Here is a 17590-nt window from a genome sequence, read left to right as displayed (position 1 = left end):
ACTGGAACACTCAAAGTCCCCCTTATTAAGGGGGATTTAGGGGGATCTAGACTCGACTATAAACGATAGATACAAAGGTTTTTAGGCTTAAGTTAACACCAACGAACACTGCCGCATCCTCACCCTAAACTCAATTTTCCAGCAACAATACAACAATGAAACGAGCAGTATTTCTCGATCGCGATGGCGTTCTCAATATCGAAGTCGGCTACATCCACAAAGTAGAAGATTTGAATTTAATCCCCGGAATAGCCCAAGCTGTACGCCGTTTAAATGACCAACAAATATTTTGCTGTTTGGTTTCCAATCAATCAGGCCCAGCGAGGGGTTATAATCCGGTTAGCCACGTAGAAGCTTTGCACAAACGCCTGTGTCAGTTATTAGAAAATGAAGCAGGAGCCAAGTTAGATGCACTTTATTACTGTCCTTATTTAAGCGCAGCCGAAGGCGGAACCAACCCCGAATTTACGCGGTATTCGACTTGGCGAAAACCAAATACGGGGATGTTGGTAGCCGCGGCTTGGGAATACGATTTGGAGTTGCCGAAGAGTTTTATGGTCGGGGACAAAGCGACTGATATTGATATGGCTCACAATGCCGGCTGTACTGGCATTTTGGTGCAGACTGGTTACGGAGAAAGCGTGTTGAGCGGGGACTATCAGCACCATACTAAACCGGATTTTATTGCAGCAAATTTAGCGACGGCAGTTGAGTGGATTTTGGAACACTTTGATGATTAGAAAACCTATTGGTAGGGTGCGGACTGCGCGCCTTATCCCTTATAAAACTGGTTGAAACCCATCCTGCACAAACTTTCGTCCGCGACTCGACTGAGGTTCGCCGAACGTCTTTGGCGGACTAAGGAATAAAGAGAGAAAATTTCTATAGCGCTTCTCAAGAAAGTGAGGTATGCCCTATGCCCTATGCCCGTGGGCCAGATAGTACCTCATGTTACTGAGAAAGGCTATAGATTCACTTAATTCTGCAGGAAAGGGCAACGTAAGGAAGCGCGACTGTGAAGGTTGTACCAACGCCGATTTTGCTTTCGCAGCCGATCGCACCTCCTTGCAATTCCACAGCTTTTTTAACAATTGTTAATCCCAAACCGTTACCTTTAATCTTTCCCGTATTCTTGCAGCGGTAGAAGATTTCAAATATTTTCCCTACTTCGGTTTCTGGGATGCCGATACCTTCGTCTCGGACGCGCATAATTAGTAAGGGAGAGTGAATATTTGTAAATGGGGAATTGGTCAACAAACACTCAGGAGAGAAGCAGAAAATAGCTTCTTTGTCTACCTCGCCTGCTTGACGGTATTCCAATTCCAAGGTGACTTGCCCGCCGTTTGGGGAATATTTGATGGCGTTGGCGATTAAGTTAGAGAGGATGCCGTGCAGCAATTGTTGATCTAATATCGCGCTGGTAACGTTTGAGGGGATTAATGTTAGTTTGTGCTTGGCTTCATTTCCTAACTGCAATTGATCGAGCAAGTCTTGACAAAATTCGACTAAATTTATCGGTAATGGATTGCATTTGAGTTTGCCTGCTTCAGCTCGACCCATGAACAGCATATCGTCGATTAGCTGGTTCATCTTTTGGGTAGCTGAGTGCACCAGTCGCAGCGTTCTAACTTGGGATTCGTCACTCTTTCGAGTGCGAGCGAGCTCTAGAAGTTCCGCAGAGATTAAAATCGCGTTGAGCGGGTTGCGCAATTCGTGAGCGGCCATTGAAATATAATGGTTTTGGCGGTGCGATTTTTCTTCCAGCGACTCTCTAGCTGCTTCCGCAGTTTTAAGAGCTTCTTGCATCTTGGTTTCGATTTCGTGTCTGTGCAGGGCAATCTCGATCGCCACCCGTAAATCATTTTGTTGAAATGGTTTTATAATGTAACCGAATGGATCTGTAAGTTTCGCTCTTTGCAGCGTTTTATCGTCGGCATAAGCTGTTAAAAATACTGTCGGCACATTCATATTAGTTCTGATTTTTTCTGCCGCTGTTACCCCGTCCATGTCACCTTTAAGCACGATGTCCATCAACACTAAATCTGGCTGGTTTTCTCTAGCTTTTTGAATTGCTTCTTCTCCTGAAGAAACGGTAGCTGTTACTGCATATCCCAGTTTTTTTAATCGCCCTGCTATGTCTTGGGCTACAATAACTTCGTCTTCTACCACCAAAATTTTTATAGGGTTCATTTTTCGTTAAATGCGCTGCCGATAATTTAACTCTTGAAATACTATATTATAGCAGGTTCCACACTGACTGTCAATGGCAATACTCGCCTCTAATTGGTAAGCCAACATTCTCACCAATCGCAATCCTAATGTTTCTGCATTTTCTACATCGAAACCAGCCGGAAATCCGCTACCATTATCTTGAATGATTAATTGAAAATTCTGAGAATTTATTTTATGAAAGTCAATATTAATTTCACCTACTAAACTTTGGGCAAAAGCATATTTCAAGGAATTAGAAACCAGTTCGTTAATAATTAAACCGCAAGGAATTGCTGTTTCAATGTTTAAATAAATTGGGTCAAGGTTGAGATTGAATTGGATGGCAGTGTTGCCGCAACCAAAAGATTGATACAAATTAGCAACCAAGTTTTGGACGTAGGGGGGGAGGTCGATGCGATCGAGATGTTCGGATTGATACAGTTGCTCGTGAATCAGAGCCATTGAATGGATACGGGTCTGGCTTTCTTCAAATAAAGTTAGCGTCGGTTCGTCTTCAATGTATTGAGCTTGAAGTTGCAGCAAGCTGGAAATTACCTGCATATTATTTTTGACTCGGTGGTGAATTTCTTTGAGCAATACTTCTTTTTCGCGGAGTGCTGCTTGGATGCGGGCCTCGGTACACTTGCGATCGCTGATATCTTCGCCAATACCCGCGATGCGGTAAATTTTGCCCGATTCGTCGTAAATGGGAAAAGCTCGATCGCACAGCCAGCGAATTGTGCCGTCTGGCAGAAAAATCCGATATTCGGTACTGGTGGACTCGCCCTCCACCACTCGCGTCATTGCCTCTTGCAACAGGTGTCTATCTTCTGGATGCACCCACTCGAGCATTATTAAGGGTTCGGCATACAATTCTTCCCTGCTGCGCCCCCAGATTTGTTCGTAAGCTGGACTCAGATACAATAAATCGGTGAATTCAGCAGAAAGTAGCCAAAAGGAATCTTGGATATTTTCTGCTAGCTGGCGGAAGCGTTCTTCACTTTCGCGGATAGCCTTTTCTGCCTGTTTGCCTTCGCTGATATCTTCTGCAATGCCAACGATGCGGTAAACTTGACCCGCTTGATTTCTTATCGGAAAAGCCCGATCGCGAATCCAGCGAATTTCGCCGTCCGGCCTAACAATTCGATATTCTATCTCGTTTTCAGACTCAATTGGTTTAGTCAAGGTAGCAATAACGCGATCGCGATCTTCTGGATGGAGGGACTCTGCAAAAAAGCGTCTGTGAGCATACAAATCAGCGCAGCTTCTGCCCCAAATTTTTTCGTAACCCGGACTGATATAAATAATTTCCTGGGGTTGAACGTTTACCATCCAAAACACGCTTTCAATGTTTTCTGCTAGCTGTCGGAACCTTTCTTCGCTTTCTTTCAGTGCTGCTTCTGTTTTTTTGCGATCGCTAATATCGCGCTGCACGCCAAAATACCCGACGATTCTGCCCGGGGAATCGTAAATGCAAATATAGTCGCCTTCCACCAAAACTGGAACCCCGTCAAACTTGCGATTCTCATTTTCGATGTGAATTCTGCCAGCATCAAAAAGTTGCGTGATTATCTCTCTGCCGCCAGTCAAGTTGTGGGACCATAAAGAGTAAAGCGTCCGGCCAATAAACTCTTCCCTAGTACCTCCGTATTGACCTATCAAAGCATCGTTTGCCTTCGTTACCCGCCCGTTAGCAAATACGTAATCCAAGACTTTTTCCTTGTCAACGGTATTGTCCCATTGCACCGGTTCGTCGAGCATCATAAAGAAAAAGCCATCTAAAGATTGAGAGAAAAACAATTCTAGCTGTTCCTGGCTTTCCCGCAGAGCTTCCTCGGCGCGCCAGCGATAGATAATTTCTTCCCGCAATTGATTGTTGGCTGCTTTCAAATCTTCAGTGCGCTTTTGATATTTAATTTTTAGCTGATTTTTGATTTCTTGCAGCCCTATTTCTGCCTGTTTTTTTTCGGTGATATCTTGAGTAACGACCATGCCTGCAAAAATTTCTTCCCGGTCGTTTTTGACTGGAGCAATTGTTTTTGAATAAATGCGATCGCGGTATTTATATTCAAAAGTATTCTCTTTTCCTGCCAAAGCCGCGCGATATTTAGTCTCAAAAAGTGACCAATCTTCAGGTGGCGATACTTCCCACAATGTTTTGCCTTCCAACTGTTCTTTGGACAAACCAACTGCTGCCAAACCTTGACCGTCAACCAGAGTATAGCGCAAATCGCGATCGAACAAAAACACCGACCCATTCGGATAATGTTTGATGAGAGTTCGGTACATTTCCTGGCTTTTTTCCAGAGATGCGATTAACCGAACGCGATCGTCGTCGGTGATATCAAATTCAGTTGCCGAACCCGAAAAGCCAGCATTCTCGACTGCTTTGAGTTGTGCTTCTAATTTCTGGCACAATTCTCTCTGCTGCTGCAAATCCTCTTCAAGTTGCCGAATTTTTGCTTTTTGCTCTGCTACTAATGCTTCGCAGGTTTCGAGAGGTCGATCGATCTTGGCAGGATCAATACACATAATGGCTCTAGGTTTGGCTGTTGCGGACTTGAGCTTTTTCAAGTTAATACTAACAAAGCTCAAGCCTTTACTGCCAACTTAAGCAGTCAATCTTTCTTGACCGAAAGCATCCAGGATAGAAGCCCCCGGATTCATCCGTCCAGAAATAAAAAACCTGTATCCGATGAAACTTGCCCCCCGAATTTATCCGTGGGGTCAATCTAAAATCTAAAATCTAAAATCTAAAATCGATTGACTGGTGTCCCAAGCCTTCTACCTTTATTTAGGAACTCCCGCCGTCAAGACTTCATGGCCCTCAAGTGTCACCAAAACATCATCTTCAATTCTCACGCCAATACCGCGCCATTTTTCAGGAACCTCCGGCTGTCCTTCAACGGGTTTAATATAAGGAGAAATATAAATCCCCGGTTCCACCGTCAGCACTTGTCCTGGCTGCAAAAATTGCGGATTTTCGCCGTACTGATAAACCCCGACATCGTGCACGTCCAATCCCAGCCAATGACCTGTGCGGTGCATATAAAATGGCTTGTATTTCTCTTCTTTAATTATCTCTTCAATGTCTCCCACCAAAAGTTTTAAATCCATTAAACCTTCCACCAAAACGCGCACTGCTGTTTCGTGAATTTTGCTGTAAGGATTTCCCGGATATACTTGACTAATTGCCTGCAATTGTGCTTGCAAAACTAAGTCATAAATTATCTGTTGTTCAGTTGTAAATTTGCCGCTAACAGGAAAGGTGCGAGTAATATCAGCGTTGTAGTAGCCGCAAGCACAACCGGCATCTATTAGCAACAAATCGTTTTCCTGTATTTGGCGGTTGTTTTCGATGTAGTGGAGGACGCAGGAATTGTAACCGGATGCAACAATTGAAGGGTAAGCGGGAGTGCAGCCATTTAAGCCAAAAGTATGTTCTATTTCAGCTTGAATTTCATATTCGTACCTGCCCGGTTTGGCGAATTCTTGGGCGCGGTTGTGCGCTGCAACTGAGATATTAGCTGCTTTTCGCATTAATGCTAATTCAGTTTGGCTTTTCACCAGCCGCATCGGGTGTAAAATGATGTTGGAATCTTCGACTGCTGTCGGGCCTGTGCCACGTTTGGGGTAGGTTGCCATCAAGCGCTGCCAGTGATTGAGGACTGTTTGGTCGAAAGTACGATCGCGCCCGAAGTGATAGTATATTCGATCGGCTTTTTCTAAATATTTCGGCAATTTTTCCGCAAGTTCAGCGATGGGGAAAGCTTCATCCGCGCCGTACAATTCCTTAGCGCCTTCTACTCCGGCGCGATAACCGTGCCAAGTTTCTTTTTCCAAGTCTTTTGGCTGCACAAACAAGACAAATTTGTGTTCTTCGTGGTGCGGCGCGAGCACTGCTACCGCCTCCGCTTCATTGAAACCGGTTAAGTAGAAAAAATCGCTATCTTGTCGGTAGGCGTATTCTACATCGTTGTGCATGACGGCGGAGGGCGCGCTGCGAAATATCGCCGTCCCGCTGCCAATTTTTGCCATTAACTGTTCGCGTCTTTGCCGATATTCGGTGGGGTTTGTCATCCGATTTTAGATTTTAGATTTTAGATTTTAGATTTTAGATTGAGTTTGAAATACTCACCGACCGTCGCGGACGGTGATTCTTGACGCTTCACAGGGTTCTGCTACCGAAATAGTCTGACAATCCCTCTGCGCCCGTTTATAGTCGTGGCAATTCCCCATCCCGACTTTCTCTATGTTTCTAGAAGCATTTTTATCTCTATCTTGCTCAGTACCACAACTGGGACAAAGCACTGAACGAATAGACAAATCGATTTTACCCCATTTAAAACCACAGTCCGCACAAACTTGGCTAGTAGGTTCCCACCTGCTAATTACTTGAAACTCTCTGCCAAACTTTTCAGATTTGGTGTCACAGAAAGTCCTAAACTCCCTCCATCCTTGCTGACTAATCGCCCTTGAAAGTTTTCGATTTTTCAGCATCCCTGACACATTTAAATCTTCCCAAATAATCACTTGGTTTTCGTTGACTACTTTGGTTGACAATTTGTGCAGGAAATCTTTACGGGTATCGGCAATACGATTATGTAATTTAGCAATCTTGATTCGAGTTACGTTTCTTCTTTTAGAATCTTTTGGCTGACGGGCCTCTTTGCGTTGGAGTTTACGAACTTTCCGGTCTAACTTTTTATAACTAGGACTTTCAGCTTTTTCGCCATTGCTCATCACTGCAAAGGTTTTAATCCCTAAGTCAATTCCGATACTTGGGTTTTTAGCCTCAGATTTAATTGGTTGAACTTCTACGACAAAACTTAGGAAATAACGATTTGCACAATCTTTGATTACTGTGACGGAGCTAGGTTCAGACGGGAGGCTTCTTGACCATATGGGGTTGACAATACCAATTTTAGCTAAATAGACACCGCCATTTTTAAGGGAAAAACCTCCAATCCTAAATCGCGCAGATTGGCTATTTGTTCTTTTTTTGAATTTAGGATACCCCACCTTACGACCTTTCCGCTTTCCTTTGCAGGAGTTGAAAAAGTTCTTGAAAGCTGCTTCCAAATCCGTTACAGACTGTTGTAAAGGGATATTAGAAACTTCACTCAACCAAGCTCTTTCTTCGGTCTTTTTCGCCTGAGTTATCACTACTTTTTGTAGTTGGGCTGAACTTGGCTTTTTTTCGGAATGTTTACAGAGAGCTAGGCTATCGTTCCAGACTACCCGGACGCATCCAAACAACTGAGCCAAGCTCTGCTGCTGTTGACTTGTCGGGTAGAATCTGTACCGAAACCTTGCTTTCATGGTTATATTGATATTGGTCTGTAGGTTTGATTATATGTTGGTTTGCAAGCAATGACAACTATTTACCGCATCGAACCCCATCTTGTTACAGAACTTAAGATGCACTTGGTCTGTGTGACAAAATATCGTCGGTCTGTATTCACAGGTGAAAGTATTGATTTGATTGAAAAGTCGTTTCGAGAGGTGACCCAAAAAATGAATTTTCAAGTGCTGGAATTCAATGGCGAAAGCAATCATGTTCACGCGCTGATTGAGAATCCGCCTAAGTTGTCTATCTCTCAAATAGTTAACGCATTAAAGGGCGTTTCTAGCCGTCGCTACGGACAGGCTGGACATAAGAAGCCCCATAAAGAAGCATTGTGGAGTCCTAGTTATTTTGCTGTTTCTGTAGGGGGTGCGCCTTTAGAAGTTTTAAAGGAGTATATTAGAAACCAAGAAAAGCCGGCCACGCTCAGAAGGGGCTTGTATCCCAATTTCTTGGTCAACCAGCCGAGACAAAGATGAGTTGCGATCGACTAAAGTCCATCTCGGATCGAAATTCGACCAATTTTCGCCATCTTCGCTAACTCTGACAGTTCTCAACTGTCGTTGCTTGCAGTCAACTTCCATTTGCGCCAACAATTTCTCGTTACTAAACTGTTTCGTTCCTAAAATAGTTCTGACTGGATAAGAAGGAGCACCGGGAACATCGGATTTGCTTAATTCAACGCTGCTGGAGCCGATGCAAATATCTACAAAACATCTTAATTTTTCGGCGCGGGCGCTCAAAGTATTGACACCAACAAAAATAAAGGTTGCTATTAAAAAAAAAGACGAATTCTTAGTACGTATGGCAAATGTAGTATTCATTTGCGTTAATTGGCGTTTAGGGGCGGTTTAATATTATTGACAGTTTAAGATAAAAGTAGGGACGTGGAAATATTGCTGCGTCCCTACTTTTTAAAGACACGGCATTGCCGCGTCCCTAATCTTTAAACAAGTCTTAAAGCTGAGGAACGTATTGTTCTTTTTCAGGAACAAAAGTGTATTCAGCGACAATTAGCCGGAACTCTTCGCCGTCAATGGTTTCTTTTTCGATCAACAAATCGACTAAGCGATCGATTACGGCGCGATTTTCGCGAATAATTCGGCGGGCTTCCTCGTAGCAGGTATCGACAATTACCCGGACTTGTGAGTCAATCCGAGAAGCAATTTCTTCGGAATATTCCGATCGCGCCGTGAAGTCGCGGCCGAGGAAAATTTCGCTTTGCTGAGCTTCCAGGGCGATCGGGCCCAAAGTAGACATCCCGTAGCGAGTCACCATTTGCCGCGCCATGCCGCTTACTTGCTGCAAGTCGTTGCCGGCACCGGTGGTTACTTCGGCATCGCCGAAAACTACTTCTTCGGCTGCGCGGCCACCCAAAGCACCGCTAATGCGGGCTAAAATTTGCGATCTTGAAATCAAACCTTGGTCTTCGCTGGGCATGAACCAAGTCAAGCCGCGGGCCTGTCCGCGAGGTACTAAGGTAACTTTTTGAACCGGATCGTGGGCTTGAATGATTGTACCGACGATCGCGTGGCCGATTTCGTGGTAAGCAATCAAGCGCTTGCTCTTGCTGTCCACCAAGGGAGTGCCTTCCATACCTGCTACCACGCGATCGACTGCATCGTCAACTTCGAGCATCGTAATCGCTTCTTTGCGGCGGCGGGCGGTTAAAATAGCAGCTTCGTTGAGCAAGTTAGCCAAATCAGCCCCCGTAAAACCCGGAGTCCGGCGGGCGATGGCCTCCAAAGAAATCTCTGCAGACAGCTTCTTGTTGCGCGCGTGAACTTCCAAAATTTCCAAGCGGCCTTTGATATCCGGCGTATCTACACTAACTTGGCGGTCAAAACGTCCCGGACGCAGCAACGCTGAGTCGAGCACGTCGGGGCGGTTCGTGGCAGCAATGATGATAATGCCAGTATTGCCCTCAAAACCGTCCATTTCCGTCAGCAACTGGTTCAGGGTTTGTTCCCGTTCGTCGTTACCGCCACCGATACCGGCGCCGCGCTGGCGGCCCACTGCATCGATTTCATCGATAAAGATGATGCAAGGAGCATTTTCTTTAGCTTTCTTAAACAAGTCCCGAACGCGGGAAGCGCCGACACCGACGAACATTTCGACAAATTCCGAACCGGAGATGCTGAAGAAAGGCACGCCTGCTTCGCCTGCGATCGCTTTTGCCAGCAGGGTTTTACCTGTTCCCGGAGGGCCCACTAGCAGCACGCCTTTGGGAATCTTCGCCCCGACTGCGGTGAAGCGTTCTGGTTTTTTGAGGAATGTCACCACTTCTTGCAGTTCTTCTTTGGCTTCCTCAACGCCTGCTACGTCGTCGAACAGTACGCCTGTTTTAGCTTCCATTTGAAAGCGAGCTTTGGACTTGCCAAAATTCATGGCTTGGCCCGGACCGCCGGGAACGTTACCACCGCGGCGGAAGAGGAAAAACAGCCCTCCTACTAACAAGAGGGGAAATACTAGATTGCCTAAAAGTCCCCACACAGCGCCGTCGTTGCGCAGCGGGTGAGTGTCGAAGCTGATTTTGGAGTCTCTGAGCCTAGAAACCAGTTCCGGGGCATTTGAGGGCAAGTCCACCCGCCACCGCTGCTCGTGATTGTCCAGTTCGGGATCGACTGCTAGGACAATAGCCGTCCGACCTCCGTCGTAAAGGTCAACGCTGGTCACTCGACCGGCGTTTAAGTAATCTAAGAATCGACCGTAGCTCAGGCGGGTGCTGGCGGTGTTCTTGGTCATTTCTGCGGGGGATGGGGCAAAGGCCCCCTGCCACAAGAAAAAGCCGATGACTAAGGCGGGTAAAGTCCAAAGTAGTATAGTTCGCCAAGAAATTTTCATAAATGCGGATGCCTTGAATTGGGGACAGATCGGGTAAGATCGCGGTGTCGGAGGAGTGCGACAAAAGTTTACACTCAGAATCTTAACTAAATTTAACTTAACAATGCACTCTCAGGCAATACAGCTTCGACCACGATCGCTCCAGAAAAAGTTAGGTTAGTTACGGTAAGGGCGATCGTCCCGAATATAATGTTTGGTGCTGATTTCGATACCGATCTAGGTAGAGTTAGAAGAATCGCCGCAAAACCCACTGTCTTTAAGCATGGCAGTGTCAAGGGATAAGGCATGATAATGGTGAGGCTCAGTGAGGTAACACATTTCAATGACAACTAGACAGCTTGTTCCTAATTCGGCTATGCTGACGCAGCAGACTAAGATCGCTTCTCACAAATCGATTATTAGTGCTGATTTGGGTCGGACGGCAACTAAAGCCTGCGTGAGTCGCAACCCGAGCAGCGTGGTTTTCATCCCTGCCAACGTGGCTGCTATGCCCGTTGAAAAGGTTCGTGGCGGCAGCTTTGAGTCGAAAGCAACAGACCCTCTGTTGGATATGTGGCTGGAGTACCAGGGCAAGGGCTACGCGATCGGCCAACTGGCTGCCGATTTTGGCGCTAATCTCGGCGGCGCCGACCAGTCGAAAGTAGTAGATGCTTTGGTTAAGGTTTTTTCCTGTGCTGGATATTTCCAGATGAAGGGCGAAATAGCAGTTGTGCTGGGTTTGCCGTTTTATTCGCAGGATCAGTTTGAGAAGGAAAAGGAAGAGATTATCAGCCAACTGCGCTCTCCCCACGTTGTGGTGTATCGGGGCGAGCGTGTGGACATTAACATCAGTCACGTTTGGGTGATGCCCGAAGGCTTCGGCAGCCTGATTTGGTGCGAGGCTCAAGACAACAAGGAGTTTACGCCGGAGTTGCCCGAACTGTCGGTGGCTGTTGTCGATATCGGACACCAAACTACCGATTTGTTAATGGTCGATCGTTTCCGGTTCGCCCGGGCGGCTTCTAAGAGCGATTCCTTCGCAATGAACAAGTTCTACGAACAAGTTGCCTCAAAGATTCCGGGGGCAGACCCTCAATCTCTGTCTTTACTGGAAGCGGTAAATAAACCAGAAGGCCAACGTTTCTACCGTCCGAGAGGAGCGACTAAGCCGACTAATTTAGATCCGATTATTAAGGATTTGCGGGAGGCTTTCGCTAACGAACTGTCCGAACGTTTGGTGCAGTGGCTGCCGGAACGGGTGACGGATGTGGTTCTGACTGGCGGTGGCGGCGAGTTTTTCTGGGAGGTGCTGCAACCTTTGCTTAAAGATGCCAATCTTAAGGCTCACTTGGCTCAGCCTTCTCGGAAAGCTAATGCTTTGGGACAGTTTATTTATGCTGAGGCTCAGCTAGCCACGATAAAGTAACGCATTAAGGCTTGAACCCTATGGCACTGTGGGCAAAAAATAAAGCGAATTTCTCGGTAGCGTTCACGGAAGATGCTGCGGATCAAACTTTGCTGGCCGCTATTGAAAAAGAGTTGGCTTTCACGAAATATCAGACTTTCAGCAATCTCTGCAAGCAAGCTTTGTGGCAGTTTTTGTCTGTATCTGAGTCAGCTAGCTCTACACAGAGCTTTCAACGGTTGGAACAGCGTATTGCTGAACTTGTGGTCAAATTTGCTGAGTTTGAGCACAATGTTTCTGCAGAGGAATTAAGCCGTTTGGAGGCACTGGAACATCACCTGAGTCAACTCAGCGCGCAGTTGGATCAGTTGCAGGGGAGTGTTAACAGTAAGTTTGCTCAAGTTTCTTTTGCCCAAGTTTCAAAAGTAGTAGAGCCTGGCCCGATTGAATCTGAGTCTGTGGCGGATGATAATTTAGTGTCTGATGCTGAGGTTGCTCCTCGTCGGGATTCTGATCCTTTGTTGGAGCGTTTAAGTTCTTTGTTACCCCAAGATTTCTAAAATGAGGTAGACCCAGGCTAAAAAGCCTGGAGATGTGATGTTAGTGGCCTGCTGTTGGCAGCCGGTACTGAATAAAGAAACAAAGCGATCGCTCTTTTGAAAAAAAGGGCGATCGCTTTGTTATATCAATTCCGGTTGCATCGTCGGGCGTCAAATCCAGTCAACAGTCAACAATCACGGATGAATCGTGCAACCGGAATTGACATCATTCATCTGCGTTAATCTGTGTTTATCTGCCTGTATCTGCGGTTTAAAAATAGAATTTGGTAACCGCAGATGACAATGGATTGACGCTGATTCACGCAGATTAAGAGAAGAGAGATAGGAATAATTCCGATGCTAATAGATTTGATATTATTTGTCAGTTGTCAATTGACTTTGACCCTTGTCTGTTTTCTGCGGTTACAAATTACCAATTACCAATTACCATTATTCCATCAATCCTAATTTTTGTAAGCGCGAACGAATGGCACCAGGCTGTCGCTGAAATCTCTGAGCTAATTCCCCAATTTGTTGACAGCTAGCATATTCTTTCTTCAAATTTTCGTCTTCATCCTGACTCCACTTGACATAAGCTCTGGGATATTTCTGGCGAATTTTCTCATTCTGGGTTTTAGGTCGGTAGGCATTCTTTTGAGATCCATTCAAACCAGAACCAAACTGTGGGTTAATTTCCCCGCCGCGACTAGCTACCGCCTCCTGAACGCGGTTGGGAATCACAGCAATTTCTTCAGATAGCTGAGCCAAAGCATTGTCTACTTTTTGCTGAAGTTCTGTTAGCTGTCGCTGCTGCAAACTGCCCCACTGCGGCAGTTCGTTGATAAACTCCTGTAAGTCCAGAATTATTGTTGTCAAAGTTTCGACTTGTTGCAACTCCGGCCGCTGTTTGAATTGGCGGCTGGTTAGTTCGATCTCGCTTTGAATCATTTTAATAGTTTTTTCTAAAATTATTAGTCGCTGGCGCAGGTTCTCAATGGCTGAAATTAGAGAGTGTACGTTTTCTCCAGGCCCAACATTGAGATTTTCGCGAGATGTTTGAGCAAGAGCTTCGTCTAAAGCATTAACAGCAAGTTGCAATTGCTCGATCGCGCGATCGGTAGTAACTGCTTGTTGATTTACCCGATCGAACGTTGCCGCCGTACTTGCTTTAACTTGCCTGTGCAACTTCTGCCGGTTCACAAAATTCAACACCAACGAAATCACGATCGCGCCTTGAGCATAAACGCTCTGCCCCCAAACCAAACTAGCAGCCAATCCCACAGCAGAGGCTGCCAGAAAAACCACTTCAGCAGTTTCTAACAAATTGCTCGACTTGGGATTTTGGATTTTGGTTGGTGAATTGGATGATGACATAGGCTAATACCATTTTAGATTTTAGATTTTAGATTTTAGATTTTAGATGTGGAATGACTGATGAAGCTCGTAGTTGGGATCGCGGGCTTATAGTTGCATTCTTTTTTTTAACTGGTGCAAGTATGCGGGTAAAAATAAAGTACGCGCGAGGGCAGCTATCCCGTAAGGAATCGCACGCACACCCAAAATTGATAAGTGGTGAAAAACCGATTAAGTTTTTTATTGACAGCCATCTAATTAAATATATTAAATCTGCAAAATTAGTCGAGCTAAAGTGAAATAAATCAAGACCCCGAGGACATCAACTGCGGTGGTAATAAAAGGAGCAGACATTAAAGCGGGGTCTAAACCCAAAGAACGAAATAGAAACGGCAGAGCTGAACCGGCAATAGAAGCTAAAATTGCGATCGCAAACAAACTCACCCCCACCGCGCTCGCCACTGCTAAACTCCCTTGCAGAGTGTAAGCCCAGCCCGTCGCTACAGTCCCCAATATAGCTCCTAGCAGCGCTCCCGCCATCCCCTCCCGAAGAATTACTTGAAACGGGCCCATTGCTGTAATTTCGTCAGTGTTCAAACCGCGAATTACAACAGTTGAGGACTGAGCTCCGACATTGCCTCCAGTACCAGTCAGCAGCGGAATAAAGGCTGCTAGGGCGACTACTTGGTGCAAAATATCTTCTTGAGCTCGAATAATTGCGCCGGTGACAGTATTGGTTAGAAGCAGAACAAACAGCCACACGACCCTTTTGCGGGCAACGGTGATTAAATCGGTCTGAAAATAATTATCGCCGCCGGACTGGACACCGCCCAAAGTATAAATATCTTTGGCGGCTTCTTGTTCTAAAATGTCGATCGCGTCGTCAACTGTAATGATCCCGACTAGGCGCTGTTCGCGGTCTACAACGGGCACAGCTAAAAAATCGTAACGCTGGATCAGCCTAGCTACTTCTTCTTGATCCGTGCCAGTTTGAACAGAAACTACGTCGCGGGTCATAATTTCGCCGACAGTTTTGTCGAGGGGCGAAGTGACTAAATCCCGCAGGGATAAAATACCGGTCAAGCTGCGGGCGGCGTCAGTGACATAAAGAGAATAAATTGTTTCCGTAGTTTTAGCCAAAGAGCGAATGCGGTCTAAAGCTTGGGCAACGGTAAAGCTTTCTTTCAGAGAAATATATTCCGGGGTCATGATCCGGCCGGCGGTACTGGCTTCGTAACCCAAAAGTTGAGCCGTAGCTTCCCGTTCCGTCGGGCTCAATTCACCCAACAGGCGGCGGACTAATATTGCCGGCAGTTCGTCAAAGAGTTTAGCTCGATCGTCCGGGGACATTTTGTCTACAATGTCAATGACTTCTTGGCGTTTGAATTTTTCGCAGAGGGACTGCTGAACGCTGGAGTCGAGATATTCGTAAACTGCGATCGCTTCGTCTTTGGAAAGCAAGCGGAAAGCTATTACTTGCATGGTTTCGGGCAGGCCTTCGATAGCTTCAGCTATGTCGGCTTCCTGCACCGGGTGCAAAATCGCTTTTGCTCCTTTAAAGTCTCCTTCTTCCAACAGGGCCCTTAACTGCGATCGAACTAATTCCCGCAGTTCCTTTCGCGCGTAGGTGGGTAGAGAAGACGATTGATAACTTTTTTCTGTCACTGATGACCCTCCTAAACCTGTGCTGCGCGCCTTCCTGAATCCAGTTTAGAGCCTATTGACGCCACTGGTTGCAGTTATACGATTTATACGGGCGGGGTTAGCAACCCAGTTTCTTCCTGGAGGCTTCACCACCCAAACCCAGATCTATCCTCGAAACCTGTTTTTTTGGTTTGGTATGATGTTTGTTATATTGATCTACTTAAACCAACAATTGATATTTCTCTTGGGCCAAACGGTAAAGCGGTCGCCACACTAAACGGTTAGTCACTACAACCAACAGCGACCTCACAGAAGTAGCCGCTAAAAGCAAAGGAAAATTGCCTGATGCCGTTGCTTGAGAAATCGTCTCGCCCAAACCGCTTGTTGTAATTATTTCACCTTTAAACTGCACGTATTTGCTGACAATACTGGCATTCCCAGCTCCGCCCACCGCCGCAATAATTCCTGTGATTAAATAAGTAAAAATTCCGGTATGATTAAAGTTTTCTAGCGCTGGATATGGGAAAGTTTGTCAAGTTGCGCGGCTTCAAATAACTCGGAAGGTATCGATTGAACCCGGCAATAACATTAAACAGCAAATACCACATTGTACCCAACATCATCAGCGCCACAGCAGCAATTTCTAAGCCACCTCCAGTTTTAATTAAAGCTAGTAGCAATACTGGAAATAAAACCGTTGCCGGTACAGAAGCAGCTATTTGTACTAATAGCTGCAAAATCTTCAGATTCTAAGAAAATTTCGCCCCCTAGTTCGTCGTAACTGTACAACTCTGCATAACGTCCCCAATCAATAGCAGTTTTTAATTGCCGCATTGCTTCTTGGGGGCTAAAGTGGGTTTCGAGAAGATCCAAAATCTACTCTTCAGAAATGCGGTGATTGCGCTTGACTTGAAGCATTCTAGAAATTTCTGTACGAGGCGAATATTGCTGATATAGCCTTTCGAACTCTCATATGAGGTACTCATGGGCATAGGCCTCCGTGGCCTCCGTGGCCTCCGTGGCCTCCGTGGCCTCCGTGGGCATACCTCACTTTTTTGAGAACCGCTATAATTTAGGTGCGAACAATTTGTTTTCGCTGGTCAATTCCGCCGGCAATGAACAGAATGCCAACAGGAGTTAAAATGAGGTCGCCTTCTTGGATTACCAGAAAATCCATTAATTTTGCTGATTCCACGATCGGCAAAAAGTCGTCAACCTCTAACATTAATTCTTGACCGAGGCGGTAGAAGTCTTTCTCCTTGCGGTCTTCCAAGAGTTCCAACAGGCCTGCGATCGCACCGATTCGCACCTGCGGCAGAGATTGGTATTTAGCGCTTTGAGCGGGTTGAGGTTGAGACACAGCAGCGGCACTTTCAGCAGGTGCTGTCACTGTGTCGCAGCTCAATTCGGGATTGGTGAGAATTGTGTAAACTTGGTCTACGAGAGCTTGGAATTCCGGAGTTTTACGATCGCGGTAGTGCGGCAAAGTCACTGTCAATTCGGCGCGAATTCGACCCGGATTGCGGCCCAAGACTACAACTCGATCGGCTAAAATTACCGCTTCCTCAATCCCGTGAGTTACGATTAACACTGCTTTAGTAGGAATCTTCTTTTCCAGCCATAAATCTAATAACTCAAACCGCAAGTTTTCAGCAGTCAGCACGTCTAAAGCTGAAAATGGTTCATCCATCCATGCAAAGCAATTCGGGTTCTACCGCCAAAGCTCTAGCAAATCCCACCCGCTGCCGCATCCCGCCGGAAAGTTCTTTCGGATAAGCATTTTCAAATCCGTCTAAACCGATAATGTCAATCATCCGCAAGGCTTTTTGTCGCCGCGGTTCGGGCAATTCTCTTTTAGCTTTTAAGCCTAATTCTACATTTTAGAGTACCGTCAACCAGGGATAAAGCGCAAAGTTTTGAAATACAATAGCCACTCCAGGATTTAAGCCGACTAAAGGACGATCGCGGTAGAGAACTTGACCTGCGGTGGGCGGGATAAGTCCGGCTATCATCCGCATTAATGTTGATTTACCGAACCGGAAATACCGAGCAAAGCTAATATTTCGCCCGCTCGAATTTCTAAATTAATTTGCTCTAAAATAGAGATTTTTTGACCGTTTGGCTGCTGGTAAACTTTGCTCACTCCTTCTAAGGTAATGAGGCACTCTGTTGCTGTTTTAACTACCACAACTAAACCTCCTCGCTTGTTGTTTAAATTTAGTCATTAGTCTGTAGTCAGTAGTCCGCAGTCAGCAGTCAGCAGTCCGC

General features: G+C 45.9%; 16 protein-coding genes and 1 pseudogene. 4 read left to right on the top strand and 13 right to left on the bottom strand.

All coding sequences use genetic code 11. From position 1 onward, the window contains the following. Positions 1–155: 155 nt before the first annotated feature. Positions 156–740, top strand: coding sequence for an HAD family hydrolase (locus QUB61_RS16655; protein ID WP_333132521.1), 585 nt, complete (start codon positions 156–158; stop codon positions 738–740). A gap of 232 nt (positions 741–972) precedes the next feature. On the opposite strand, the gene QUB61_RS16650 is transcribed toward QUB61_RS16655, so the two are convergent. The 4 genes from QUB61_RS16650 to QUB61_RS16635 all read right to left on the bottom strand — a co-directional run bounded on the left by QUB61_RS16650 (position 973) and on the right by QUB61_RS16635 (position 7533). Then, the gene (locus QUB61_RS16650) at positions 973–2190 is read right to left on the bottom strand and encodes a response regulator (protein ID WP_333132522.1); all 1218 of its coding nucleotides are present in this window, start codon (positions 2188–2190) and stop codon (positions 973–975) included. A 6-nt stretch (positions 2191–2196) separates the two neighbouring features. Continuing rightward, a complete protein-coding gene (locus QUB61_RS16645) occupies positions 2197–4743 on the bottom strand; it encodes a PAS domain S-box protein (protein ID WP_333132523.1) in 2547 nt (848 codons plus the stop codon). Between the two features lie 258 nt (positions 4744–5001). Beyond that, a complete protein-coding gene (locus tag QUB61_RS16640) occupies positions 5002–6291 on the bottom strand; it encodes an aminopeptidase P N-terminal domain-containing protein (protein ID WP_333132524.1) in 1290 nt (429 codons plus the stop codon). A 54-nt stretch (positions 6292–6345) separates the two neighbouring features. Beyond that, entirely contained in the window at positions 6346–7533 is a 1188-nt protein-coding gene (locus QUB61_RS16635; protein WP_333132525.1) for a transposase, read from the bottom strand. A 51-nt stretch (positions 7534–7584) separates the two neighbouring features. Here QUB61_RS16635 and tnpA point away from each other — a divergent pair, with 51 nt between their 5' ends. Beyond that, complete coding sequence (gene tnpA / locus QUB61_RS16630) at positions 7585–8037, top strand: IS200/IS605 family transposase (RefSeq protein ID WP_333132526.1); 453 nt, start codon at positions 7585–7587, stop codon at positions 8035–8037. Here the strand turns inward: tnpA and QUB61_RS16625 are convergent. Continuing rightward, positions 7945–8382: a hypothetical protein gene (locus tag QUB61_RS16625; protein ID WP_333132527.1), complete on the bottom strand. Its 438-nt coding sequence runs from the start codon at positions 8380–8382 to the stop codon at positions 7945–7947. The genes tnpA and QUB61_RS16625 overlap by 93 nt on opposite strands. A 133-nt stretch (positions 8383–8515) precedes the next feature. Continuing rightward, positions 8516–10402 carry an ATP-dependent zinc metalloprotease FtsH2 gene (gene ftsH2, locus QUB61_RS16620; RefSeq protein WP_333132528.1) on the bottom strand — a complete coding sequence of 629 codons (1887 nt, stop codon included), beginning with the start codon at positions 10400–10402 and terminating at the stop codon, positions 8516–8518. 322 nt (positions 10403–10724) lie between these two features. Here ftsH2 and QUB61_RS16615 point away from each other — a divergent pair, with 322 nt between their 5' ends. Beyond that, complete coding sequence (locus QUB61_RS16615; protein WP_172185049.1) at positions 10725–11807, top strand: ParM/StbA family protein; 1083 nt, start codon at positions 10725–10727, stop codon at positions 11805–11807. Positions 11808–11827: 20 nt separating this feature from the next. Then, positions 11828–12346, top strand: coding sequence for a hypothetical protein (locus tag QUB61_RS16610; protein ID WP_332957597.1), 519 nt, complete (start codon positions 11828–11830; stop codon positions 12344–12346). Between the two features lie 429 nt (positions 12347–12775). On the opposite strand, the gene QUB61_RS16605 is transcribed toward QUB61_RS16610, so the two are convergent. From QUB61_RS16605 to QUB61_RS16575, 7 genes and pseudogenes are all read right to left on the bottom strand, one after another. Then, complete coding sequence (locus tag QUB61_RS16605) at positions 12776–13699, bottom strand: hypothetical protein (RefSeq protein WP_333132529.1); 924 nt, start codon at positions 13697–13699, stop codon at positions 12776–12778. A 246-nt stretch (positions 13700–13945) separates the two neighbouring features. After that, positions 13946–15343: a magnesium transporter gene (mgtE, locus tag QUB61_RS16600; RefSeq protein ID WP_333132530.1), complete on the bottom strand. Its 1398-nt coding sequence runs from the start codon at positions 15341–15343 to the stop codon at positions 13946–13948. A gap of 199 nt (positions 15344–15542) precedes the next feature. After that, positions 15543–15773: a hypothetical protein gene (locus QUB61_RS16595; RefSeq protein WP_333132531.1), complete on the bottom strand. Its 231-nt coding sequence runs from the start codon at positions 15771–15773 to the stop codon at positions 15543–15545. A 209-nt stretch (positions 15774–15982) separates the two neighbouring features. Continuing rightward, positions 15983–16195: an AAA-associated domain-containing protein gene (locus QUB61_RS16590; RefSeq protein ID WP_333132532.1), complete on the bottom strand. Its 213-nt coding sequence runs from the start codon at positions 16193–16195 to the stop codon at positions 15983–15985. Positions 16196–16394: 199 nt separating this feature from the next. Further along, complete coding sequence (locus tag QUB61_RS16585; protein WP_333132533.1) at positions 16395–17012, bottom strand: AAA-associated domain-containing protein; 618 nt, start codon at positions 17010–17012, stop codon at positions 16395–16397. Next, positions 17005–17334 (bottom strand): annotated as a pseudogene (locus tag QUB61_RS16580) (ATP-binding cassette domain-containing protein). The gene QUB61_RS16585 and the pseudogene QUB61_RS16580 overlap by 8 nt, the downstream one beginning before the upstream one ends. A 5-nt stretch (positions 17335–17339) precedes the next feature. Next, positions 17340–17510: a hypothetical protein gene (locus QUB61_RS16575; protein ID WP_333132534.1), complete on the bottom strand. Its 171-nt coding sequence runs from the start codon at positions 17508–17510 to the stop codon at positions 17340–17342. Positions 17511–17590 lie beyond the last annotated feature (80 nt).

The sequence above is a fragment of the Microcoleus sp. C2D2 genome, assembly GCF_036702495.1.
Taxonomy (GTDB): domain Bacteria; phylum Cyanobacteriota; class Cyanobacteriia; order Cyanobacteriales; family Microcoleaceae; genus Microcoleus.
This window is presented reverse-complemented; position numbering and strand designations above follow the sequence as displayed.

Coding starts and splice junctions, on each gene's coding strand:
- QUB61_RS16655 (WP_333132521.1), top strand. CDS start 156: ATGAAACGAGCAGTATTTCTCGATCGCGATGGCGTTCTCAATATCGAA.
- QUB61_RS16650 (WP_333132522.1), bottom strand. CDS start 2,190: ATGAACCCTATAAAAATTTTGGTGGTAGAAGACGAAGTTATTGTAGCC.
- QUB61_RS16645 (WP_333132523.1), bottom strand. CDS start 4,743: ATGTGTATTGATCCTGCCAAGATCGATCGACCTCTCGAAACCTGCGAA.
- QUB61_RS16640 (WP_333132524.1), bottom strand. CDS start 6,291: ATGACAAACCCCACCGAATATCGGCAAAGACGCGAACAGTTAATGGCA.
- QUB61_RS16635 (WP_333132525.1), bottom strand. CDS start 7,533: ATGAAAGCAAGGTTTCGGTACAGATTCTACCCGACAAGTCAACAGCAG.
- tnpA (WP_333132526.1), top strand. CDS start 7,585: ATGACAACTATTTACCGCATCGAACCCCATCTTGTTACAGAACTTAAG.
- QUB61_RS16625 (WP_333132527.1), bottom strand. CDS start 8,382: ATGAATACTACATTTGCCATACGTACTAAGAATTCGTCTTTTTTTTTA.
- ftsH2 (WP_333132528.1), bottom strand. CDS start 10,402: ATGAAAATTTCTTGGCGAACTATACTACTTTGGACTTTACCCGCCTTA.
- QUB61_RS16615 (WP_172185049.1), top strand. CDS start 10,725: ATGACAACTAGACAGCTTGTTCCTAATTCGGCTATGCTGACGCAGCAG.
- QUB61_RS16610 (WP_332957597.1), top strand. CDS start 11,828: ATGGCACTGTGGGCAAAAAATAAAGCGAATTTCTCGGTAGCGTTCACG.
- QUB61_RS16605 (WP_333132529.1), bottom strand. CDS start 13,699: ATGTCATCATCCAATTCACCAACCAAAATCCAAAATCCCAAGTCGAGC.
- QUB61_RS16585 (WP_333132533.1), bottom strand. CDS start 17,012: ATGGATGAACCATTTTCAGCTTTAGACGTGCTGACTGCTGAAAACTTG.